A 23,638-nucleotide genomic window follows, 5' to 3' on the forward strand; every position below is an offset into this window, starting at 1 on the left:
GGAATTCTTTCTTTTTAGGCTAACTAATATTTATGCCTAATTTTTATCGCTCCACAGGTTTTCGACTTGATCCATAAGCTATTTAAAACAGAACCTAATTACATTTCCCTGCTTTTAAATTTACTCCAAAAAAAAAGCCTCTCAAAATTGAGAGGCTTTTGTTGGTCTACAAGGACAAATATCTTATCACACCATTAAACCCCAAAACCTTTCAATTCCCTACAAAATATAGGACTAAGACAAACTATATTAAAAAATACATTTCATTTCACATCAATAAATTGCATATTATAACATACTTTTACCACGTGAATTGCCACGTAAATTATTAAGCTTATTTTTTAGCCCATGACCAATCCAAAGCACACTTTTACTCTAGAATCTACACCAAATAAAAATGGCGAACATCTAATCTATTTCAATATGTCCTACGGACTAAGAGAAGATAATTTAAAAAACGGAAAATATAAATATCTGCCATTGAAACTATCAACTGGTTTTTCCATCGAAAAAAAATACTGGGACAATGATGATTATTGCAGTAACGCAACGTATGTGAGAAAAAAAGGATTAGCCTTAAATAATGCACTCGACAAAATTAAAAACACTAGCACTAAACAGTTAGAGATTTTCGAAAATGAGCATGACAGATTACCAACTAATAGCGAATTAAAAGACATTATTCAAGCTAAACTTGGTATGAAAAAAAATACGTCGAAAGACATTAGTATCGCCAAATATATTGCGGAAACTGTTACAACAAGAACTTCAGCTGAAATTACATCTACAGAAAGATGGTCAGAAGCCACAGGAAAACAGTATACAAATCTGGAAAACCAAATTAAAAAGTACGAAACAAAATCAAATCCAATAACAATACTATCATTTGCTAAATTAACTGGTGAAATTTTCGAAGATTTCTTCAAAACAATTAACGACCTTAAAAAGGTCGAAACTGGCGAATACTATGCTCATAATACAATCGCCAAAGCAAACAAACATTTCAGAGCAATTCTCGCTGCTGCGAATCAAGACAATATCAAAATTGGATTTAATCATAGCCACAAAAAATATGAAATAAAGAAAAGAGAAATAAGAAATGAAATAGTTTTAACGATCGAGCAACTCACAACTATTATCGAAACAGATGTAAGTTCCTCAAAAGAATTTACCCATGCCAGAAATTATATCATACAGTCTTGCTTTACTGGATTAAGGATTGGCGACATGGTGTTTTTATATCAGTTAGAACCGACAAACCTGAAACATAACTCCAAAAACTATTTCTGCATCACAACACAAATTAGAAAAAACAAAGAAAACAAAGATGACCTCACTACCGTCATTCCTATACTCGCCCCACTTAAAGATTTCCTGCAGAAGAATGAAAACGTTTTTTCTAAATTTCCGGCGCAGGTAAACATTAGGAAAGACATCACAAAGTATCTTAAATACTTAAAATTTGAAAACCTTGTAGATGTTAAAAAATATTACTACACAATTAAAAAAGCTGTTGTAACCAAAGAAAGGCTATGCGATGTATTCACCCCACATAATTGTCGAAGTACATTTGTCACCAATCTAAAAGAGCTTGGTGTTCTTGATACTGATATAGAACCAATTACACATCCAAAGAATAAGTCCACATCAATCGTTCAAACGTATGATAAGACAACAATGCTGAGTAAAGCAGTTAACTTAATTAACGTGCTAGATACTAAAGACTGTGCTTTATATAAATATTAGTACCTTTTACTTAAACTTATTTGAAGTACTGATCCAATTTACCTTAATAACAACCTGAAGCGATACAACTTTAAATCCTCAAATATGTCATTTCACAAGCTTTACATTTCCGTCTGGTTTGATCTATATCCGCAACGCTAAATCTATTTTCTGATTTTTCAAAAATATCTAATCCTCTACCTAGTGTGATTTTCCAACCGTTATCAGCCATTATATTTCTGTCGTGAATATTTTCAAAACGATACGTTAGATGTATCCCTATTTCTTGAACACTTTCTTGAATTTCTTCTAAATAAGTGGTGCTATCATCCATGTATTCTTCTGAATTCCAGGTGATAATTTCAAGATCAATTTCCTGCTCTATTTCCTTGTTATTACTCAACATCACGCAAAATTCTAATAAATTCTTAAACTGGTACGGCAAGCGGATATAAGGATCTTGAATGATAATTTTCATGGCACCTTTTAGGTAAGAAGCAAATAAACTTTTGTATGAAATTCCAGTTTGATTATCTTTTATTATGTACTGGTGGGGCGTTAATTTTAATTTTTCTTCAACAATATTTTTTTTAACAATATCTGAACTTTCAACCATTGATTCCTCATTAACTTCTAGTTGTTTAGTCTCAATTTCTGTTTGATAGTTTAATTTTTCTAGTGTTTCTGGACTAACCTTTACACCGTTTGATTTAATAGTATACTCAAAACTAACCGGTTCTGTTCGGAACGTTTCATCAATAATATATAGCTGATCTTTTACTCTTTTACGCCCTTCAACAGCAAAGTCTAGTAATTCCAGTAATTCTGTTTCAGTGATTTCTTTATTAGGATAAATCAACTTCATCAATCCTGAAAAAGTTTTGCGAATTGATGTCTTGTCTCTTTGTGATAACGAACCATCCAAATCAACATATTGATCAAGAATACCACTATAATCAGACTTACGCAATTCCTTTAGAATCTCTGCCATGTAATCAACTATGAACCCAAATTCAGTTGAAAACACCGAGTTCTTTAATATTCTAACTTCCCATCCTGGGATATATATGTGCATACGATCTAAAAATGCACCTTTAATGTATCCGTCTGGAATGGACTCAAATAAATGCGTGTTTTTCAACATGTATGGAACAGTATGCTTTGTGTTACCAACATAAGCTAGTGAAGCTGTTGCTTGATACGTCTCTTTTCCTCGATTAAACGACTGATTCGCCATGTAATTTTGAAGGATTTTCACCAAATCACCATCCACTTTTTTCGAACCTTTGTCTTGTTCGAATTCATCTAACGCAATAACATCCCAATACCCTACAAGTCCTATTTTATTACCTGTATTGTTCACAAATAATCTTGCCTTTGACACATCACCACCCGAAACCAAAACACCATGAGGGGAAAGTTCTGAAAAAATATGACTCTTACCTGTTCCTTTTGGTCCTAGCTCAATGAAATTGTAATTATTTTCGGTATGGGTTATTAACCTAGATAATTGAATTAATTTACCTCTTCGGTTAAAGAATTCTGGATTTAACCCAATACTGTGCATCAACAAATCTATCCACTCTTCGCTGCTGAAATTAGATCTTGCATCCATGTACTCCGGAACACTAATGTTCGACACTTGAATTGGCTTTAAATCTTCGATTTGCCATCGCACTTTAATGTCCTCTTCGTGTGAATATCCCATATTAATTATGCACCAGACACCACCACCACTCAATAATTTCTGGTTTTGCATCACCAAATTATCCGAAATCGGTACATTTCGAATTCCAAGATTGGCTAATTCTGCTTCATAGATGTTCGCTCGATCGTTTAGGGATACATTTACCTTATCAATGATTTTATAATTCTGCTTATCACGAATATTAGCCTTGACCACCTCTGCTTCACTTCTATGAACATAATTATTCTTAATAATGTCTTTGACTTTTTCTATTCCATCCTCAATAATAGCCTGATCATCAACCGCACAGTATTGCCCTAGTAAATACTCTAAAACATAGGTTGGCACCACTGCATTCCCTTTAATTTTTGAAGTAAGATCTTTTCGAACTACTTTGCCTTCGAAGTATTGTAAAATTTTATTCTTTAATTCCATCTTCATATTAGTTTAGAAATCCATCCCCATCAAAGTGCTGATTGTAATTAAGTCATTTACAATTGGATTCAGTTTGTTTTTATCTTTATTTTCAAAAACTTTCAGGTAACAAAATGTCGCTTTCGATCCTTGAGTCGTAAGCGTTAAAATTGTTTCATAAACACGCTCTTTTGGATTAGTGGCAATTGAATTTAGATTCAAAGGAACTTCCAGTGAAAGTAATTCACCCTTATCGTTATACAACCCTACAGTAACTTCTGAACCTTTTATCTCATTTGATACTGGTTCATTTTGTAATAGAATTATTTTGATGCTACCACTGGTGATTTTACTTATATTATCAATCCTCTTGTAGGTTACTGTTTGATTCGCATCTTTCTTTTTTTGACGGTACAGCTTCAGAACCGGTGTTATCAATTCCTGAATACTTGCCCCACCATGTACAAATTGAATACCTATATTACCTTGTTTACGGTATCTATTAATCGCTCTAGGAATCGCAATTTTTAAATCCGTATCAATGTTAGTGGTGTTTTTCATGTCAAAAACATAACCATCGGTTTTACCTTCAAAATTATCAGCTATCACAAAACGAGAATTGTCTTTTGTATATCCTTTTGCTTTCGGTAGTGCTTCTCTGTCACTTTCTTTTAAAGCGTTATGGTTGTAGAGGAATCCATGATCAGAAGTCACTAAAATGTGGGATACATCCCAACTGCCACTAATCTTCTTGATCAATCTTTTTATTTGGTCAATAGCTTTGTGTGTTTCTTCTAGTGTCTCATGTTCAGTTCGTCTTTTATCCCCAATTGCATCCATCCAATCGTGGTAAACGTATACCAACTTATTCTTAACAAATAAATCTTTACCTGACTCTGTGTTTAATTTTATAATTTCAGCATAGTCAATTGTACAGCTCTCTGGAACCACTTCTTGTAAAATAGATTGGCGAGACTGGCTAGCTGTTGGCTTACCATTTATTTTAAAAATTAAATCTTGTTCCCCTTTTTCCACCGTAATCCCTTTGTTTGGCAATAAGTTAGACATTCCCAAATTCGTATAGGATGGAATCGAAGCCAAACAAGGTTGGATTGATAAATTGTTCTTACTATCTGCAAGTAAATCATTATACAGTTCTTGACCTAGCTCATAACGAAAAGCATCAGAAATAATCACTGCCATTTTGTAATCGGCTTGATCGATGTTGTCTTGATAAAAATTGAACTGTTTATTGCAATTTATTTTATGAAAATCGAATTTATTTTCGTGTAACAGCTTTTGCCACTCACTATTATACTCAATCAAAAATCGGTCGTACTTATTATTCAGTGTTTCGTAAACGGGCAACACAATTGCTTCAAATTGATCCAATTGATCTCTCATGGAATCAAAGGCAATAACCGCTTTTCGATAGTTAAAATCTACTTTGTACAGCTCTACAGTGTATTCTTTGATATAATCATCAGCAGTATTGAAACGAAATGACTTATAATTCTCAAGAATGCTGTACATCGAAGCCACATAGTATAGAAATCCAATTTGATTTTTGCTCAATGCCGAAATGTTCTCTTCCTTTTTCCAGCGGATGCACTCCTCTTTTGTCTTTAAAGCATTTGTAACCACTTCTGAATATAACAGTTCCAACACTTTATTAATCATTTCTTCCGAATAGTAACCGTATTCCGAATCGATACCGTACCATTTCAATATTGAAAGTGTATTAATATCGCTTCCTAATGTACTAAAGATCACATCGATTGATTTATTTACCACTAGATTTTCCTGCCAGGATTCATAAAACTTGACTAACTTATAATTGATCGCTGCGGTGGTAATTCTTAATTCACTGTAGGTATCTAAAGCATTCGTTCGAGTAATATTACCTATTAATACGTTGTATTTTAACTTGGTAACCCAATTGGTAGCTGATTCAACAGACAAAGCCACTTCTTTAGTATCCAATAAAGTATTAAACCATTTCAACACCATATTATCTAGATCTAATGCTCTAAATTGATCATTGATTTTGTTGAATTTACTTTCATCCGATACAAATGTTAACCATTTGTACATGCACACAGACTTATCTTCAACGGTGTTAAACTCTAGTACAATCGATATTAAGCCTTTCTTCAAAGGGTCAACATCAAAATATTCGGGATCTAATATTCCAGCTAATTTTTTCTGATTTGCTTTTGTTTTTAACAACTTAAAATATTTGCTTACTAAACCAGAATGGTATTCTTTTAAGTTATAATCCGCTAAGAATTCTGAAACTTCATCCAGTTTCAGTTCCAAATTGGCTTGAAGTAAATCCAGTAATGGATATTTTTTTACCTTATTGCCCTCTGGCTTCGCAAAAGAATGGTATAGGAATATCTTTTCAGATTTCCATTCCATTTCCAGCTTATATTTCAGTTCAAAGTAATTTTGATTAACTTCTACAACTCTTATTCCTGCAACTTCAATAGCAGCCAATTCCTCTTTCTTTGAACCATCGGTATCAAAATAAAAGAGTTTGTCCTTACCACTTTCTGTAAATTTCTGAATTACTTTATCTGCGAACATTACTGTTGTTTTATAGAATTAAATGTGCCTTACCAATTTGCTCTTTAATGCTTTTTTCCACATTAACTTCTTCTGCAAATTCATACCATTTTTTTACTGTCTCACTAATCTGATTCACTATCACGGTAGCCTTCTTAATATTCATTGCCTTGGCTACTGCTAATAAATCGTCCAAAGTGATGTCCTTTCTTTTACCGTTAATACTCAAGTTGTGTTGACTTACCCACTCACTATCCGGACGGTATGCAAAACAAATATCATAAGCTGGTGTTAGTTCCCAACGTTCATTTTGAATTAATCTAAAAGCAAAGTTTTTGGTGTGATCATCACAATTTCTGGCTATTACATTAAACACCATCCTTCTGTATAACTGCTCTGCTTGCGGATAAGGCAATTGCAATAAACGCATGGTTTGAAATAGTTGCTCGTAACTATAACTTGTGATTTGCTTAAAATCATAATGTTGCATGGCACACAAGGTCTGAATATGATGTTTAACATCTCCATCCTCCCTATCGAATCGTTTGGTCATAAAATGAGCTCTGCCATTTTCTTCCATCAAGCGGCATTCCATCATATCAATTCCGCAAGCTTTCGCCATCAGGTAATAGCTCATTTCGACTCTTCCATAACCCGTACTTTCACCAAACTGTTTGTCGCTCACCGTATCCAGCTTAATCAGCCAATGCTCAAAGCCTTTTGGTGCCGTTGTTTGTCCAGACTTCACTTGACCCGTCTTTTCGTTGTAAGCAATGATCGCTTTAGGTCGAGCACCACCTGCTGATGTTCCTACTTTTAGAATATCCAGCATTGCTTGCTCCTCGTCTTCGTTCAAATTGGCTTCAAAACCTTCCCGTTTATTGAGGATCTTTTGAGATATACCAATTAAACTATCAATTTCAATATCAAATGCTTTTTTAGAAGCTTTCAATTGTGTTGGTTCAAACTCTAAAGCACCCATTCCACGTGTTCCAATAAAACAAAGTAGCTCTACGGGATTCATACTATTTTCTGGACGACCTTTTTTCGCTAACCAACTATTTATTAATTGATTACCATAGTCATCAGGTAATACATCGGCAAGTAAACCAGGTAAACCTCTAAAAGTCTGTACTGTTCTAAGCTCAGGAAATGAAAAAATACGTTTATTACTAGTAGCAATTGGCATTTTAATTGGTGCCAAATCCCAGTTTTTAGCTATAAACTTAGGCTCATACTCAAAACTGGCTAACTCTGTATCTGAATTCCATGCTACTGCACCCACGGTTTCGCCCCATAATTTTACAAATGCTGTTTTGATCATTTACCAGTCTGATTTACTTGTGTCGTCGTTATTTTTAGTGCTGGCGCGTTGCCTTTTTTGTTGATCCATTTTTGCTAATTCTAACGGACTAACTTCATGAGTCACTTTAAAAGTTTCGAAAAGGTGCAAAATACCTAATACCCTCATGATCTGAATAAGGGAAAGCATCGAAATAGCTTCACCATTCTCTATTTGACTCAAAGTCGACCTGTTTACACCCGCTTCTTCTGCTATTTGCGATTGCGTTTTATTATTCTGCAAACGTTGCTCTTTTATAAAAGCACCAATTTGAGCAACAATTGCTTTATCACTCATAGCGATCCATTCCATGTTGTTATTTTCCATCATTATTGGCATAAATTACAGTCAGTGCGGGTATTTCCCAACAAATATACTTAAAAAAACAACACTACATTGTGTTTGTTGTAAAAATCCATCACTAACCGCTTTTAAACGTGTTAATGATGTATTTTACCAACAAAATAGAGATTGCTATCCCTTTTTACAAGAGTATTATCCCTTAAATCTTCGCTACTGCCCCTTCAAACTTTTCATAGTTCACCGTTACACCATCATCTAGATCAAATGTAATTTCGTTCAGTGCCAATGCTTTCAAGGTTTCGTTGTAATCTCTACATTCTAGCTCCCAAATACGTAATTTATCTAGGCGTTTTAGGTCTGATTTGGACAAACTACTTTCGTTCGCGACAGCATTTTCAATTTCTTGTTTGATCCACTCCTGGTGTGAGTGCAAATAGTTACGTTGTATTTTACTGATAGTGTATTTATCCATGCGGTGCATGTACACTAAAACTTTAAAAGCTGACGCTTGTGGCTTCTTTGGGTTAGAACAAAACAACCAATAAATAGGTTTCTTTTTGTACATACTCGTGTGATACCCCCACAACTTTTCCGTCAACCATTTGTCTAAATCTGTACCTAAACATTCATTGATGAAGTTTAAATTTTCAGTGAGTGTTGCTTCGCCCCACAAATCGTGTACCAATTCTTTGATACGCACAAAAGCATCATCTGGGAAAGCACATTCGCTCCCCATTAAAGGTACAATAGCATCTTCATCAATAGTAACGGTGCGTTTTACACCTTGCAATACTACTTCATAAGAACCTAATTCATCCTCGGTTGGTTGGGGGTGTGCAATGTGTAAACCGGGTTTATCTAGGCGGTAACGCCCCATAAAAACACCAATGGCAAAACTTATAAACTGACTGATTACTTCGTCTTTTTTTATTGGCAACACCACTGCATTTTTACCTTCTGACCTAAAAACTGACTCTAATTGCTCTAAATCTTTACCATTTAGTTCTTCTTGTAAGATGGTAATATCTTTTAAAGACACTTCTGGCGATAACTCATCCTGCAAACCATAAATTTCTATAAAAATACGATTGAGTTCTTCTTCATTTTCATGTAATTGAAAGAATTCATTAGTTACATCATCTTGCCATTTTTGGTAAGCATCTTTTAAAAAACCTCTTTCGTTTAGTAGTGGTGATTGTTCAAAATCCCATGAATTTTCTCTAGCGTCCCAATCTTTTTTTGAAATATTTGAACAATGTATACTTATTTTTTTGAAATCATCATTGAAGCCTATTTGCTTTATGTAAGGTATATTTCTAAAGTTTCCTGATTGAAAATGTAAGGTCGGATTTAGTAGTCTAGCTATATCATTTGCAAATTTTGTATTTAATATTCCTAATACTGAAAATAAAGAAATTTCATTTTTTGGAAAAGAAGAAGGACCAGAAGCATCGAATAAAAATCCTTCATTATAATATCTAGCTCCTAATTGACCCGAAGTTACGTCAGACCAGCTAACACATTCCTTAAAATAGAATTCCTCTCCTCTGGTACAAGAATTTTTTTCTAATCTAATAAGTTGTCCATTATTTTCCCAATTTATCACGCAATTATTATTTCCATACCACTTTCTAAATGAACCGCCTTTTATATATGGTTTCCATTTATCTTTTTTGGCGATTTCAATTTCATGCCATAATCTAACATATATTTCATTTTTTCCTGTTTGAACACCATTACTAGAATTGAATTCATCACCAACTTTTCTCTCTTTATCAAACAAGTTAACGATTTTATCACTTACCCAATACCCTATTGGACTACCAGGAATTTTTTCAAAATTATCTTGTGCTATACTAGGATAAAAAAGCCTTTGTCCATTTTCTGTACCTTCCTTTGGTATTTCAGTTATACCATCATCACCACGATATAAATTGAAATCGTATTTATAATTTACATTACCATTTGCATATAAAAACAGCTTTTCAATATCTTCAAAATGGATATGCTGGAAATTACGTTCGTGCAATCTGAAATAATTACCGAAAGTATTTTCCTTTTGTTCTTTTTTCATGGTAAATGCTACTGATCCAAAGTCAATACCAAAAATACCACGTCCCATATGTAACAAACTTTCAAAATGGTAGTTACCAATATAGCTTACTCTTAGCTTTTCAAAAGAAGAAAGAAACAACCATGAGGGTAAATTTATTAAGGCAAAACGAGAATTATCAAGTGTCATATATGGTATGATTTCCATAAACACTGTCATTAAATCTGACTTAGTTTCAGGATATTCCTTACTAATATAATCTTTCAATTGAGAATTCATATTTACCTGAGTCATATATGGTGGGTTTGCAACTACTGCTGTGTACTTTTTAGTAACCACCAACAACACTGCGACAAATGGTTTTAAGTTGTTCCACAAATCTAGTTGCAAAATATCCAAAGTTCCAGCTTGGTATTGGTCATTCCAGCTTGTATATTGATCCGTAATAAAAGTATAAGCCTCTGATGATAAATCAAATTTTAATGCTACTCCAATATTTTTCCCTTCATTAAGCAGTAGTAAGGCATCTTTTAGTTCTGCCACAAAAGCAGCACCTTGGGTGGTTAAAAAGTTTTGTAATTCTTCAATTTGAAAGTGGTGTGCTTCGGGAAAACTATAAATGTGTGGCAATAACAATATTCCGTTTTCGGTGATATTCAGCACTTCGGGATAAAACTCAGCAGCTTTTAGCAATACCGCAAAACGAGCCAATTGCATCGCTCGATCATCTATGTCCAAACCGTAAATATTGTTTTGTAAAATGCTTATAACAGCGTTTTTAGCAGTATAACCTTGCTCACGGTACATCTTGAACAACAAATCAAATCCAGTTACCAAAATATGTCCACTTCCTGCGGCTGGATCCACTATTGTTAACTCTTCCAACGAGGATAAAATGTAGCTTGCAGTTTGTTCTTCTGCTGTATTTTCATTCTCTACAAAATACTTCATTTCTGATTTTAAAGCAGAATTAGTATCATAATCCAAGTATATTTTTCCCACGGTATTTTCAACCATATATTTAACAATCCATTTGGGTGTAAATATTTGGGTTGCCGCTGGAATATCTTCTAACCTAGCTTTGATATTAGATTTGAATCCTTTATAAACTTCATCTTTTTTATCAGCAATATAGAATTGGTACAACCATCCAATCAATTCAGCTTCTTTATATTCCGTAGCGGTAATAACATCACTGTTCAGTAAATCTATAAATCCATTGCGCTGTAATAAATTAGTAGGAAGCAAGATTTCAGTATAATCATCAATTCGTCCAAACACGTCGTGTAATAGCACATTATTGTTACACAAACGTGTTAATAACAAGCCTAAAGCTTGCTCTTCTTGTTCGTCCATCAAATACTGCTGCAACAAGCTGATGTATTTTTGTTGTTTCAGTTGGTGGTTTCCACGTTTGGCATTTTGAACAATATGTGGCGTTTTAATTCCATCGACATGCGCTAATGTAGCCGGAACATACCCTCTTTTTTCTAAAATGTTGATAGCCATCAACCTATTGAACCACGTATAAGCAGCTTCTTCAATAGTATCTTGAACGCTTTGCTTGTCCGTTAGTTTACTTTTCAGCTTTTGCCATTTGGCGGGAACACTATCATCATTAAAAACTTCAGTACGAAAAATATATCCACCGGTGGTAGATTCTAGATTTTCAGTGCAATTTCCTTGATCATCAAAACCCCAATACAAAAGGCGTTGTTTAACGCCTTCCATTAATAGTAATCGTGCTTGTTTGGCAAACGATTTTATGTTATTTGTATTCATATCTTATTTAGTTCAAGAATATTTTTTGATTTTTAGCTAGTTTCACCATTAAGCGCTCTCTCAGCTTTTTGATATAATCTTCCAATTGCTCGGCGTTTTCAATAGTTGTGGGTGGCATTTCATTTGCCACACTAATAGTAACACTCTGCTGATAGGTTGCACCAGTTTTTTTAGCTTCTGATTTTGCTTTAAAATCTTCTAAAACCTTAAAGTTTTCCGATCTAAAGTCATTGATTTTAAGGATATAAATTTCCAATTGATTCAAACTTTTCTCTTTATGAATTCTATTGATATAGCTATCGTCAGTCGTTAAATTAGACTCTGTAACCCCTAGATTATGTTTATGGTTGCTGATTTCAGAAAATACCGTCTCATACATTTTAACAGCTTGTGTACGTAACTCTTTAATTTTAGAATCTAAAGCGTCATGAATCTCTTTGTATGCTTTTTTCATTTGGGGCAAACTTTCCCAGGGTTCCATGTCTGACTGCACGTACTCAATCAATTTTTGAGCAGACACTTGTTGCACTTCATCCAACGAATTGAAATTGGACTTGTTATTACCAATGAATTCTTTGATTTGCTCATAGGTTTTGAAGTTATGCTGCGTAAATTCCACAACATCCGTGTACAAATCACGATCTGCTTTCAGCATCGTTTTATTTTGACCTACCAATGCCAAAACTTGTTCTTGATCACGAGCAGTGAATAATTCCGTTAATCCCTTGTGGAATTTTTTAATATGTGTACCAAAAGGATAAATTTCATATTCTTCCTTTATCTTATTTACTTCAAGTAATTTGGTACCTAATTTTAGCCTTAATTGATCCACAGCTTCTTTCAAATCAGAAGATGTGACAATTATAGTTTCTGCAAATATTTCATGGTTTACCGCGTGAATAAATCCGTTAATTTCTTCTTGTGAATGTGCTTTCTGATTGAGAATTAAAATAGAATCTCGTTCACGGCTATTCAGACCTTTATCAATAAATTGAACCAAATCAATACTATCGTTTTTCCACTCAAATCGTTTTACCCCTTTTTGAGCAATCTTTAATAATATATCTAAAATAGCCAGGTCTTTCCAACCGTATGGTGTTCTTTCAAAGTGTTTAATTACATCATCAACACTTGGATTCTCGCCCATTAAAGCCATTTTATTCACCAACTCTTCTTCTGCAATATCTAAGCCTGTATTAGCCTTTATTTGCTTTGATTTAGCGTTAGCAATCAGCGTGGCGTTTGAAGTAGCATAGGCATTACTCAGGTCGTGCTTGCTATAAGTCACTTCTAAATGTCTTATTATCATTGCTTCCAAACGAGCCGCAATGGTAGCACCTTTCAGTTCATCCGCTGTAACCACTTGTTGGTTTGATATGATGCTTGTGTTCAAAAACTTTTGCTCAAATCGAAACTTAATTTCATTTAAAACTATAACATTTGTATTTCTGAAATTGTTTAGTGTTTCCACGCGTGTACCCGTAGCATTCGCTGAGTTATTAGCAATGAATTTTTGCGTGCGTGCATATTCCAAAAACTTACTTTTCAGCTCATTATCCCTATTGAACCAATCACCAATGGCAATCACCAAATCATTTGCAGGACTGTTGATTGCTAATTGTTGTAAATCAGCAACATCAAACACTGAAAATCTAATTTTAAAATCACCATTTCTGATAATTTCCTTGTCATCAATACCCAACGCAGCTTTAAAGTTTCTGTTTCCAAAAAAGTTAATATCAGGCTTTGGCTTAATGATTTTATCTATAATGTCTTTGTAGAAGTAATCAAAACGATCTTCGCTATTGATGCTAGTCGATTTAATCAATTGTGCAACATCAATCTCATCATCTTTTAAGAAGCGGTACTTACCTTCACTAACCTGAATGATGTTTTTCTGAACTAATAATTCCAGTATAGCAGTAACATCCTTCTGAACTTCTAGCTTTGGTGTATCTACTGCTTTCATCAGTAATAAAGCTAAATTTTCAACATTAGCCGGAAAATTCACTCGATGACTTTCACCTAAATTGGAAATCATGAATAAAACATTCACAACACGACGGGCAAATTCGTTATCTTTCACTTCATTGATGTGGTAGGCACGATCCAAGATACTTCGCGCTACAAAAGTCAGGTTTTTATCAAATTGGTCATTGAAGAACAGATCAAAAGGAACAAAATATCCTACTTCCTCATCCTTACATTTCTCTGCTGTAAAGTGGGTGATGCCTAAGATGGAACGTTCGGTGTTCTTCACCCCCTGTCCCACGTAACCTACATTACTAAAGGATTCGAATACATCCGAAATTAGACGAAATTGGTAAGGAACGAATGGATATGTCAGCGTAAAATCTTCTTTGTCTTTGTAATTTTCATATAAGTCATGATCAAATACAAATTGATTGTCCACCGCACCCTTGTTCTTTTTATAATACTCAGAAAGCGTACCGATACCATCAGCTTTCTTTTCTAATACTCTCTTTTTGGTGATGTACGTGGCATCTTGACTTTCCAGAGAAATAATCGTTTCAAATCGACCAAGAATTTTACCGAAATCACCCGTTTTAGTATCTGTGTTGTCGATCAAATTGGATAGATCCTGCTGTGCCGTGCAAACTATCCATATTTTCGTTCCGATATTAGTACCTATTTCTTCTACTATGGTCTGTAAATTGAGTAAAAGTGCTGTATTAGACCCAATGTACTGAGATACTTCGTCCAACAGGAAGATCATTCGGTAGTTATCAGGTTTCTCTTTTAGGAAATCTTGAAACTCTTCGATTAAGAAATCTATAGTATAGTCTTGTTCCTTGTCTTTAATAGCATTTTTTAATGATTCTACGTCAAATTCGGGATTACAACCACAGGCAATATCAAGCACTTTAGTCAGTGATGATTTGACGAATCTTTGAATGTTAATACCTGACCATTCTTCGTTAAACTGTTCTTTAATTTTTTGTTTAAATATCTCAAAGCACCCTTTTTTGTCCAGTAATTTTTCCAAATACAAGGCTAGTGCGATGTTGGAACTGTTATAACCTCTAAAATGATTCAGTTGGTTCAACAGTACTCTGGTGATGCGATCTTTAGCATCCTTATTCCCTGATACTGCATCTATATTAAACATTATTTCTTCAATCTCTAATGCGTTCAATTTCTTCTGCAATAGTGATAGCAGATTAGGATTTGGTTCCTCTAAAGCACCTAGATTTTTGGCACCTTCAATGAAATTAACAAATGCTTTTTCTCTGTATTTTTTATTTAGACAATAAAACAAATACTTAATAAAGTGAGACTTTCCACTACCGTAGTATCCACTGATCCATACACCCGTTTTACCTTCTTTCTTATTGGCAACGGAATCCAGGAATTTGTAGACATTTTTAGTAATACCAGGGGTAAAGACATATTCTTCAATCTCTTGATTGATGAAATAGTCTTCCATTTCACTCACCACAACAGCAGGATTAATTCTTCGTGTAATTTCTTTGTCGTAAAGTTCTTTAATTGCTATCATAGTACTATTCTGTTGCTAAGTATTTGTTTAAGTGATTCGCTCGGTATAAATTATCGTCATTTAGTAACCCGAACATATTGTAATTGTTGTGTTCGTAATTCCCCGGATAAAAGATGATTATCTTAAATTCTTTGATTAGTTGTTCTGTGTTTTTTAGGAAGTCGGAAACTCGTAAATAGGGGTATGCACTACCAAAACCATGTAAAACGAGGTATACCTTTTTGTTATCATCATTGTTGGCGAAGTGCGCTTTTACCTTGTTTTCAAAATTGGTGTAAAAATTACCATCATTAATTTCTTCAAGAATCCAATCCAAAGCTTCATCCGAATCTTCTTTTTCTTTTTCCAAAATTAAATCAAAAAGTGTACTCCCGGAAAATACTTCACCTTTCAAGAAATGAATCATTTCTTCATACATGTTGATCACAAGGCAATTCAGATAATTGTTTGGTCGTTCCAATTTTTCAATTAGAAAGGCAATTTCCTTCCTCATCTCATATTCCAATTCGGGCTTATACGTATAGATGTAAGCAGGGAAAAACAAGTTACCGGTCCGTGGTGCCTGAAAACCACGGTCAGCCATTAAATCATACAATTTATTGCTATCAAACATCATTATATCTCTTGTTTTTCTATGTCATTAAGTAGTGCCACATCCATAAACCAATAATCACCCACTAGGTTACATTCTTTTAGAATCGTAGTGTCAACATCTATTTTTTGTAACTTATTTTTAATGACCATTCCTAAATCAATTAGCATTTTGATCACCACTTGTCCACATTTGTAAATTGATTTTTCAGTAATCTTTTCCAGTTCAGGATGGTGGTCCATCTTACGATGCAAGAAGTTAGTAAAGTCAGAGACAGCTAAATCAGTATCCAAATTTTGCCATTTATTCAAAACTACTTCCAACATAAAATGTTTGATTATTGGATACGTCTTACATATTGCATAAAATAAGATCACGTTTTTAGTGAATTTGTTTGCTGTTGTAAAGCGATCAATTAGTGTAGGGTTATTTAGAGCACGTAACCTCTTTTCTATTTCACTTTTCAATCGTTTCTTGGAACTCTCAGCATTCACGGGAATGACGGTGTAGTTAACCGTTTCTTTTCCCACTATGAAATCTTCAATATTGATTATAGAACCAATTATTGCTTCTGTTTCGCGAGTAAGTAGTGCACCAGCGGTAAAAGCTGTACTGTATTTAATTTTATCGTCGATCATATTAGTTAATAATGCTATTATTTTCCACCAATAGATCTTTCGCCTCTACTCGCAATAGTATTGCGATTTTATATAACTGTTCAATAGTAGGTTGTCTTCTATTCTGTGCGTACGAGTTAACCATATTGTAACTTTTGCCTAAATTTTCGGCTAACCAAGTCTGGGTCAGTCCTTTTTTCTCTAACTCTACCTTTATTCTATTCATTTGAAAAATTTATGGTTTAAAAGTAGAATTTTATACTGTATATAACAAAATATGAGATAGTCTTTTTTGATTAATTATTCATTTAGCTTAACCGCTCCGGTCACCATTTGTCACCTTCTATTATTAATGATCATTAAAATTTAACGTTTCAATTCTAAACTTTTACACCCTTTCTGTCTATAAGCTGTATAAAATTAGCTTATGAAACTACATTTAAACACAAATATCAATTATAGTATTAGAAGTGTTAAAGATCAATTAGAATTAACAAACCAGAATAGAAAGACCGTCAACGATGATCAAGTATTAGATCAGATTAAATTAAATTATAATTTAAATAATACATATAACCTCATTTATGATGTATTATTAAATAGAACTAGTTACACATGTAAAACACCATGTACAGCGGGCATTAAGTGTCAAAACAGCAGCACTATACCAACAGCAATATGTGCTCAAAATACGCTGTTTTTCAACCAATCGAGTCATATTTATATTCCAAATAAAGTTTTACATGTCCTACAAAAATATGTTTCCAAATTTCAATTGAGAAAAGTAGATGCCGATTTAAACGTAGCTATTGAATATTGTTTGCTTTTTTTAATGCAATTAGATTCAACATCCTACACCAATGATAATCAAAACGACGATGTATGGAAATCACTCAATGCTGCATACCTGCGTGAATTCTTCACCACTGATCCACTATGCTATAAAAAGATAACAGATGTAATGTCAACACCCACTTCAAAAGGAACAATAATCGAATGTGATGGCATATATATTAGGGGAACAAAAAACTACCATTACAGATTAGCTGACAACTATAGAGGGAAAGGCTATTCATCTTATAAACTACAAACCACAAAGGCAAAAGTCCTTTTACAAAACTGCCATCAAAAAAAATGGCACAATACAAAAAACAATATCATTTGTCAAAACTTAATTAAGTTTTATCAATTAGTAACATTACCCACTTTAATTGAGATTGACGATGAAGCTGATAGACTAATTTCAATGAAATATAAAAACAAAAAAGGCAAAATTCTAAAAAGACTAAACAAGCATAGTAAATCATATTTTAAAGATTCAAGCAAATATTCTTTTGTCGAAGATGCAGTAAAAATATTTGAAAGACTGATTGTAAATGGTATTATGATTCCTATACCTGGTGGTGCAGCTAGTGGGGGACGAGTGGTCGATTGCTTTACGCTTATGCCCTCCTGGATTAGAAACTTGGTTAAAGTAAATGGTAAAAAAATAAGCGAGTGTGATTACAGTTGCTTACATCCCAATTTAGCAATATCAATATACGGCGGTAATTCTCAATATGTAACACATACGAAAATAGCTAATTCGATTGATATTGACGAACATAAAGTAAAAGTAGAACATTTAGCCTTCTTTAATATGGAAGTGTGGCAAATGAAACAATCACCATTATATAATTATTACAAAAGATTTGAAAACTGGATGTTGACTAATATTATTAACGAAAAACAAGCTGACAATCATAAACACAAAATAACCTCACACCGATTATTTAGACTAGAAGTTGACATCATGACAGAAGTCATTCGAATTTTGAACAGGGAATATATATATGTAGGATACGTTTATGATGCCATATTTTTCGATCCCACACATGCCGAGAGAGTAAAAGAAGTAATGGATACCGTTGTCATCAAACTAGGTGTGTATACCACTGCAAAACTATCAAAATAGCAAAACCCCTTTCAGACAACAAAGAACAACCCCTTAGCCCCTATAAAGATATTTTCAAAATATTACTGGTACAGATACGCATTGCGGCGTACCTTAGCCCTTCATTATAAGGCATATGAAGAAAAGAAAGATCATAACAAAAGAACAAGTGCGGTATATCATTAAAAGATATCGCATACTCATAGATAATTTTACGATAAATGACGATGGCCTAATCGACGTAAAAGGTAACGTCAAGATTTGCGACGGTAAATTGCAAAAACTTCCGTTAAGATTTAGAAATGTGAGCGGCAATTTTCATTGTAATTCTAACTGTCTAAAGACCCTAATAGGCTCACCCCAATGGGTCGGCGGTAGTTTCAATTGCAGTGATAACGACCTTTATACTTTAAAACATGGTCCAGTAATAGTAAGAGGAACCTACCGTTGTAGCGAAAACAACCTTATCACACTAAAAGGGTGTGCGATAGAAGTAGGTCGTGACTTATTATGCAATAATAATAATCTAGTAAATTTAGTAGGAAGTCCAGATAAAATACATGGATATTTCAACTGTAAGCTGAATAAATTAAGGTCATTGGAAGGTTCCCCAAAAGAGATGTTTGGGCGATTTCATGTTTCTTATAATCGCCTCAATGATTTTTCAGGCGCACCGCAGAATATGCGTTGCGAAATATACGCCACATCTAATTTTTTAAACAATTTAAAAGGTTTACCGATCGATTATGAAGGGCAGCTATTTATCGACGCTAGTACAAAATCCCTGAACACCGGAGAGATAGATTATAACAAAATGAAAGTGCAGCTGAGAATAATAAACAAATTTGGACACAATTTTATACCAAAGCAAATATTGGATAACTACGCCCATATAAATTTGATTATGAAGTACCAACGCTACTATGATATATGGACAATTGATGACGCGCTTGATGAGCCCAATTTCGATATGTTCATCGAAGATATAGAAGACGGGTTGTTATAAAAAGCAGTTAAGATTATTCCATTTAAAAATATTAATAAACTTCATCTTATCATAGGTTTAGGACTACGATACGACGGGGAATCGCACACAATCTGGCATTTACTAAAATTTTAGGCAATTGTGTTTTTTTAAATAATATACAAAATTGTACGAATTTGATATAAAATGTATTACTTGGCTATCCGACCTTAAGAAAAATCAGTTACTATATAAGGAAAATAATGAAAGAGGCCATAGCCCCTTTAATTATTGTTAATATACATTCGGAAACTAACTTTTTACAATACTATCTATTAATTTCTTCCTCAATATCTGTGTTTCATTCAATAGTGTATGTACAGCCTTTACAATTGAAATTTTATTGTAAGCGGCAGAACTCGTCCCAAAATAATTATTGTCCCAATCAAAGGTATCATCATCGTCAACGTAATTATCTTGATAATAATTAGCCAACGAACTTACCATAAAGCACTCTGGCGACACATATATCTCGACAACAATATAATTTTCCATATCTAACTTCGTTTCATTATCGTCGTTGTGATCACTATAAACATCAGTAAATAAAACACAGGTATTATTTAATTGGTCCAGGTAGTACATGTAACGCAAATCACAATGTATACCATCTTCCAGCGGGACGCTATTTGCATAACAATTTAGAACATACTTAGACATACTTTTTTTAGATACAACCACACCGTCAGTGAACAGCGTATCGTAAAAATCCACCTTATCTTTCTCTAGTTTCTTAACCTGCAAATCAATATTGACCTTCCTAACACTTAATGCCTGCTTCTTTTTGATCGTATGACCAATTCCATTTGTTTTCATATTTTTTACGTTTATTTATATGTTATATAAAAAAGTTTATAAAAAGTTTTAAATTATTTAAAAAAAAATCCAAATTGTCTTTAAAACCAACGATAACAATATGATTTATAGCAAACTTATCTAATAATTTAAAAATAAAGCTAAAAAAAAATAAACTTTACAATCACGAAATGATATAAGTAATGTAACAGCATTAAAGTTGATTGCATTAAAAAAACAATTATGGAATACGGTGAATATGTTAGTAGGAAGGAAGCAATGTTAATACTTGGAATAAAAAGTGAAACCACAATGATTAAATATGAGAAAAAAGGTAAAATTAAAGCTCACAGACCGTTAAGTAACAGAACCAGATACAAAGTTTGCGATCTACTAAAATTACAAAACAAGGGATAGCACTATGAGCTATCCCTTTTGCTTCCATTACCAAATTCAAAATATCAAAAATGTATATAATTAGGGCATACCTCAAAATGATATATATTATCAAGCATAATACATCGGTTTTTCATGTATGTTTTTGCCAGTCTAAAAACATACACTATATTAGCAGAAAATAGACAAGATTATGGCAAAAGTTAAGTACAACAGAATTTCAGGTGAAGAACAAAATAGCAGCCGCCAAGAAATGAATGCAAAAGATTTTGCAAAACTGTATCTTGATAAAATTTCTGGCTCAACCAAATTTAGGGAACGCAAAGAAGCCAAAAAGCTTTTACATGATATCGAAATTGGTTTCGCATCCGAGATTCATATTACATCAATAGATCGTCTCGGTCGCGACATAATTGATATACTTACAATGGTTGAATTCTTCAATGAAAAATCAATTAATTTATTTGTAGAGAACATAGGTATGTTTTCACTAATCGAAAATAAGCCGAATCCAAGCTTTAAAATGATAATAAGTGTTCTAGGGAACGTTGCGGAAATGGAGCGTTTAAATATGCTCGAAAGGCAGAGAAACGGCATTCAAGCAAGAAAAGCACTAGGGCTATACTCAGGTAGACTTTATGGTACTTCTATGACTAATGAAGAAATTTTGAAAAAATATAAAACAGTGGTAAAAGAACTGAAAAATGGAGAATCCCTAAGAAGAGCTGCTAAGATTGGTGGCTGTAGTCTGGGGACAGCGCAAAAGGTTCAAAAGTTAATCAGCAACTGATATTTAAATAGTAAAAAAAGAAGGCGAAATTTAATGATTTCACCTTCTTTTAGCAAGCACTCAAACCTGCATTTATTTGTGTTATTAGGACAGCCTGACAATTCTCTTAATCATCATCGTCATTGATTATATTACCGTCAGGTGTGATCCAATCACCACCCATTAAATAAACTGCACAATCACAGTTTAAACTATATCTATCATTATAAAATGCTAAAAATACATCATCACAATCTTCTTCCAGCCATAATTTCCCTCTGTAATCAATCGGAAATAGCTCGTCATACTTTTTTTGTTCGTTTTTTGTCATAAGTGTTAAATTAAAAATTTATATTTTTAGTTGCTCGACTATCAATGCCGAGCTCCTAACACTTATATAAAAGATTGACGTATTAGTTTAGTATTTTTTAAAATTTATTGTAGTTCCGGTATTTTATGAAGGTTAAAATCCGATGAAATCAAAAAAGCAAAAGAAAAATATTTAACCAAAACAATCCTATATGCCGAGATTTAGAAGATGATAACAACGTACCACAAAATAAGCACTTGCAGATTATGAATTCCTTAGTAAATTCTGTATCAACTTTCATAAAATATCAGGATAAGTACCAAATCGAAAAAATCTAATTCTATATATAAAAAAAGTCCCCAAAAAAATATTTTGAGGACTCTTGTAAAGAGGCTTAATTAATTACTGCATTTTCAATATTATAAATTTTTTCTGGATAACTACTCATACTACTAAAACCAGTAAAAGTTCCTTTTATATTAACTAAATCAATAAATCCCATCCTATACTCAGGCTCTAGACCGCCCCCATCTACTTTGTATTCAAAAACTCGAGACGATTCGTTAGCTAAATACATTTTTAGTTTTTTGACAGATTTTGGATCTGCTAAAGTAATGTTCAGTCCCACTGAATAAGTTCTTTTATAATCTTCATTATAGTTAATTTCAAGTTTATCATAATATTGTGTGACAAAAGCCCCGCCACCTGGTGGACGGTTATTATATGGGATTGCCATATTTTTTTGTTTATCATAACAAACACCACTTATACTAACCTCATTACCTGAAATAAAATAAGATACTATACCAATGTCTTTCAGTTCGATTACTTTATCAAGATTTTCGGATTCAAAAAAATTGTCGCCTTTTAACTTTTCAGCAAAAGAATAGGAATCATAAATTAAATTAGAGTCTGAATCTACATTTTCTTCAACAATGTTAGTTACGCTATTTGTAACTTCTAATTCTGGGTGTTTTTCGGCTTCCCCATTTTCACTTTTTTTGTTTTCGCAGTTAGTTAGCGACATTACCACTATTGCAGAAAAAATCAAATTTGATGTAATTCTTTTCATATTTTAATAATTTTAATTGTTCAAACCAAAACTATGCACTTTAATAATGAATAGTTTACGGCTTTCCACAATTTGATCAAAAAACTCTTAAAATATTTATTCTAATTCATCACTTTAGTTTTAAAAGACTGTCGGTATAATATTTTACCGATAGTTATATATAATCACAAAGCTTAAAGTACAGCACATACTTAAATACTGCGCCCTATTTTAATGTGCAAAAATTAAGCAAAAAAAATCCCTGTCTTTTTCAACAGGGACTTTTTTGATATACTGATTGAATATAAGAGGTAGATTATTTAAATTAGATTTAAAACGTGACTATACAAGGAAACATGTCTACCATTTCATATCATTTCATATCACAAAATTACTACGTGAATTACTACGCTAAAATAAAAAAACCCCGTAAACATTGCGTTTAGGGGGTTTTTTGTTGGTCTACAAGGACTCGAACCTTGAACGACTGCACCAAAAACAGTTGTGTTACCATTACACCATAGACCATCGTTGCTGCTAAGCGAGTGCAAATTTATAATAAAATTCAGCTTGCGCAAACTTTTTTGAACTTTTTATTAAAAAAAAATGCAAAAAAAATTGACCAGCATCTTTGTCATCTTCAAAATTACTAAAAACCAACATGTTACCAAAAAAAATAGTTTGACAGAAATTTTCGATAATCTTTCCTACCTTAAATAAAAAAACATTTTCTTTGTAACTTAAATATAACTAAATT

Annotated in this window: 17 protein-coding genes and 1 tRNA gene; 5 read left to right on the forward strand and 13 right to left on the reverse strand. The window is 33.2% G+C overall.

Going from position 1 to position 23,638, the window contains the following annotated elements; genetic code table 11:
- Positions 1 to 348 precede the first annotated feature (348 nt).
- The gene (locus QO200_RS17080; RefSeq protein WP_371542587.1) at positions 349 to 1,746 is read left to right on the forward strand and encodes a hypothetical protein; all 1,398 of its coding nucleotides are present in this window, start codon (positions 349 to 351) and stop codon (positions 1,744 to 1,746) included.
- A gap of 70 nt (positions 1,747 to 1,816) precedes the next feature.
- On the opposite strand, the gene brxL is transcribed toward QO200_RS17080, so the two are convergent.
- From brxL to QO200_RS17125, 9 genes are all read right to left on the reverse strand, one after another.
- On the reverse strand, positions 1,817 to 3,847 hold the full coding sequence (gene brxL / locus QO200_RS17085; protein WP_371542591.1) for a BREX system Lon protease-like protein BrxL: 2,031 nt from the start codon (positions 3,845 to 3,847) through the stop codon (positions 1,817 to 1,819).
- A 12-nt stretch (positions 3,848 to 3,859) separates the two neighbouring features.
- Positions 3,860 to 6,415, reverse strand: coding sequence for a BREX-1 system phosphatase PglZ type A (pglZ, locus tag QO200_RS17090; RefSeq protein ID WP_371542593.1), 2,556 nt, complete (start codon positions 6,413 to 6,415; stop codon positions 3,860 to 3,862).
- A 10-nt stretch (positions 6,416 to 6,425) separates the two neighbouring features.
- Positions 6,426 to 7,718: a type II toxin-antitoxin system HipA family toxin gene (locus tag QO200_RS17095; RefSeq protein WP_371542596.1), complete on the reverse strand. Its 1,293-nt coding sequence runs from the start codon at positions 7,716 to 7,718 to the stop codon at positions 6,426 to 6,428.
- A complete protein-coding gene (locus tag QO200_RS17100; RefSeq protein ID WP_371542599.1) occupies positions 7,719 to 8,066 on the reverse strand; it encodes a helix-turn-helix domain-containing protein in 348 nt (115 codons plus the stop codon).
- Between the two features lie 172 nt (positions 8,067 to 8,238).
- Complete coding sequence (gene pglX, locus QO200_RS17105; protein ID WP_371542601.1) at positions 8,239 to 11,874, reverse strand: BREX-1 system adenine-specific DNA-methyltransferase PglX; 3,636 nt, start codon at positions 11,872 to 11,874, stop codon at positions 8,239 to 8,241.
- A 7-nt stretch (positions 11,875 to 11,881) separates the two neighbouring features.
- On the reverse strand, positions 11,882 to 15,394 hold the full coding sequence (gene brxC / locus QO200_RS17110; protein WP_371542604.1) for a BREX system P-loop protein BrxC: 3,513 nt from the start codon (positions 15,392 to 15,394) through the stop codon (positions 11,882 to 11,884).
- 4 nt (positions 15,395 to 15,398) lie between these two features.
- The gene (locus QO200_RS17115) at positions 15,399 to 16,010 is read right to left on the reverse strand and encodes a BREX protein BrxB domain-containing protein (RefSeq protein ID WP_371542607.1); all 612 of its coding nucleotides are present in this window, start codon (positions 16,008 to 16,010) and stop codon (positions 15,399 to 15,401) included.
- Entirely contained in the window at positions 16,010 to 16,624 is a 615-nt protein-coding gene (locus QO200_RS17120; RefSeq protein WP_371542610.1) for a BrxA family protein, read from the reverse strand. Before QO200_RS17120 ends, QO200_RS17115 begins: the two co-directional genes overlap by 1 nt.
- Before the next feature lies 1 nt (position 16,625).
- Positions 16,626 to 16,829 carry a helix-turn-helix domain-containing protein gene (locus QO200_RS17125; protein ID WP_371542613.1) on the reverse strand — a complete coding sequence of 68 codons (204 nt, stop codon included), beginning with the start codon at positions 16,827 to 16,829 and terminating at the stop codon, positions 16,626 to 16,628.
- A 201-nt stretch (positions 16,830 to 17,030) separates the two neighbouring features.
- Here QO200_RS17125 and QO200_RS17130 point away from each other — a divergent pair, with 201 nt between their 5' ends.
- Positions 17,031 to 18,557: a hypothetical protein gene (locus tag QO200_RS17130; protein ID WP_371542615.1), complete on the forward strand. Its 1,527-nt coding sequence runs from the start codon at positions 17,031 to 17,033 to the stop codon at positions 18,555 to 18,557.
- Between the two features lie 148 nt (positions 18,558 to 18,705).
- Positions 18,706 to 19,542, forward strand: coding sequence for a hypothetical protein (locus tag QO200_RS17135; RefSeq protein WP_371542617.1), 837 nt, complete (start codon positions 18,706 to 18,708; stop codon positions 19,540 to 19,542).
- A gap of 270 nt (positions 19,543 to 19,812) precedes the next feature.
- Here the strand turns inward: QO200_RS17135 and QO200_RS17140 are convergent, their stop codons facing one another.
- Positions 19,813 to 20,376 carry a hypothetical protein gene (locus tag QO200_RS17140; protein WP_371542619.1) on the reverse strand — a complete coding sequence of 188 codons (564 nt, stop codon included), beginning with the start codon at positions 20,374 to 20,376 and terminating at the stop codon, positions 19,813 to 19,815.
- A gap of 222 nt (positions 20,377 to 20,598) precedes the next feature.
- Between QO200_RS17140 and QO200_RS17145 the strand changes: the two genes are divergently transcribed.
- Both QO200_RS17145 and QO200_RS17150 read left to right on the forward strand, forming a co-directional pair.
- Positions 20,599 to 20,772: a hypothetical protein gene (locus QO200_RS17145; protein ID WP_371542621.1), complete on the forward strand. Its 174-nt coding sequence runs from the start codon at positions 20,599 to 20,601 to the stop codon at positions 20,770 to 20,772.
- Positions 20,773 to 20,944: 172 nt separating this feature from the next.
- Complete coding sequence (locus tag QO200_RS17150; RefSeq protein ID WP_371542624.1) at positions 20,945 to 21,541, forward strand: recombinase family protein; 597 nt, start codon at positions 20,945 to 20,947, stop codon at positions 21,539 to 21,541.
- A gap of 106 nt (positions 21,542 to 21,647) precedes the next feature.
- Here QO200_RS17150 and QO200_RS17155 read toward each other — a convergent pair whose 3' ends face one another.
- The 3 genes from QO200_RS17155 to QO200_RS17165 all read right to left on the reverse strand — a co-directional run bounded on the left by QO200_RS17155 (position 21,648) and on the right by QO200_RS17165 (position 23,409).
- Positions 21,648 to 21,851: a hypothetical protein gene (locus QO200_RS17155; RefSeq protein WP_371542626.1), complete on the reverse strand. Its 204-nt coding sequence runs from the start codon at positions 21,849 to 21,851 to the stop codon at positions 21,648 to 21,650.
- 373 nt (positions 21,852 to 22,224) lie between these two features.
- Positions 22,225 to 22,902: a hypothetical protein gene (locus QO200_RS17160; RefSeq protein WP_371542629.1), complete on the reverse strand. Its 678-nt coding sequence runs from the start codon at positions 22,900 to 22,902 to the stop codon at positions 22,225 to 22,227.
- 436 nt (positions 22,903 to 23,338) lie between these two features.
- A tRNA-Gln gene (locus tag QO200_RS17165) sits at positions 23,339 to 23,409 on the reverse strand.
- Positions 23,410 to 23,638 lie beyond the last annotated feature (229 nt).

Source organism: Flavobacterium sp. Arc3, from assembly GCF_041431375.1.
In the GTDB taxonomy this organism is placed as follows: domain Bacteria; phylum Bacteroidota; class Bacteroidia; order Flavobacteriales; family Flavobacteriaceae; genus Flavobacterium.

What these genes read in the sequence shown, in the direction of transcription:
- brxL (WP_371542591.1), bottom strand. Translation starts at nt 3,847, where the DNA reads ATGGAATTAAAGAATAAAATTTTACAATACTTCGAAGGCAAAGTAGTT.
- QO200_RS17160 (WP_371542629.1), bottom strand. Translation starts at nt 22,902, where the DNA reads ATGAAAAGAATTACATCAAATTTGATTTTTTCTGCAATAGTGGTAATG.
- QO200_RS17155 (WP_371542626.1), bottom strand. Translation starts at nt 21,851, where the DNA reads ATGACAAAAAACGAACAAAAAAAGTATGACGAGCTATTTCCGATTGAT.
- pglZ (WP_371542593.1), bottom strand. Translation starts at nt 6,415, where the DNA reads ATGTTCGCAGATAAAGTAATTCAGAAATTTACAGAAAGTGGTAAGGAC.
- QO200_RS17115 (WP_371542607.1), bottom strand. Translation starts at nt 16,010, where the DNA reads ATGATGTTTGATAGCAATAAATTGTATGATTTAATGGCTGACCGTGGT.
- QO200_RS17095 (WP_371542596.1), bottom strand. Translation starts at nt 7,718, where the DNA reads ATGATCAAAACAGCATTTGTAAAATTATGGGGCGAAACCGTGGGTGCA.
- brxC (WP_371542604.1), bottom strand. Translation starts at nt 15,394, where the DNA reads ATGATAGCAATTAAAGAACTTTACGACAAAGAAATTACACGAAGAATT.
- QO200_RS17130 (WP_371542615.1), top strand. Translation starts at nt 17,031, where the DNA reads ATGAAACTACATTTAAACACAAATATCAATTATAGTATTAGAAGTGTT.
- QO200_RS17120 (WP_371542610.1), bottom strand. Translation starts at nt 16,624, where the DNA reads ATGATCGACGATAAAATTAAATACAGTACAGCTTTTACCGCTGGTGCA.
- QO200_RS17145 (WP_371542621.1), top strand. Translation starts at nt 20,599, where the DNA reads ATGGAATACGGTGAATATGTTAGTAGGAAGGAAGCAATGTTAATACTT.
- pglX (WP_371542601.1), bottom strand. Translation starts at nt 11,874, where the DNA reads ATGAATACAAATAACATAAAATCGTTTGCCAAACAAGCACGATTACTA.
- QO200_RS17150 (WP_371542624.1), top strand. Translation starts at nt 20,945, where the DNA reads ATGGCAAAAGTTAAGTACAACAGAATTTCAGGTGAAGAACAAAATAGC.
- QO200_RS17140 (WP_371542619.1), bottom strand. Translation starts at nt 20,376, where the DNA reads ATGAAAACAAATGGAATTGGTCATACGATCAAAAAGAAGCAGGCATTA.
- QO200_RS17080 (WP_371542587.1), top strand. Translation starts at nt 349, where the DNA reads ATGACCAATCCAAAGCACACTTTTACTCTAGAATCTACACCAAATAAA.
- QO200_RS17125 (WP_371542613.1), bottom strand. Translation starts at nt 16,829, where the DNA reads ATGAATAGAATAAAGGTAGAGTTAGAGAAAAAAGGACTGACCCAGACT.
- QO200_RS17100 (WP_371542599.1), bottom strand. Translation starts at nt 8,066, where the DNA reads ATGATGGAAAATAACAACATGGAATGGATCGCTATGAGTGATAAAGCA.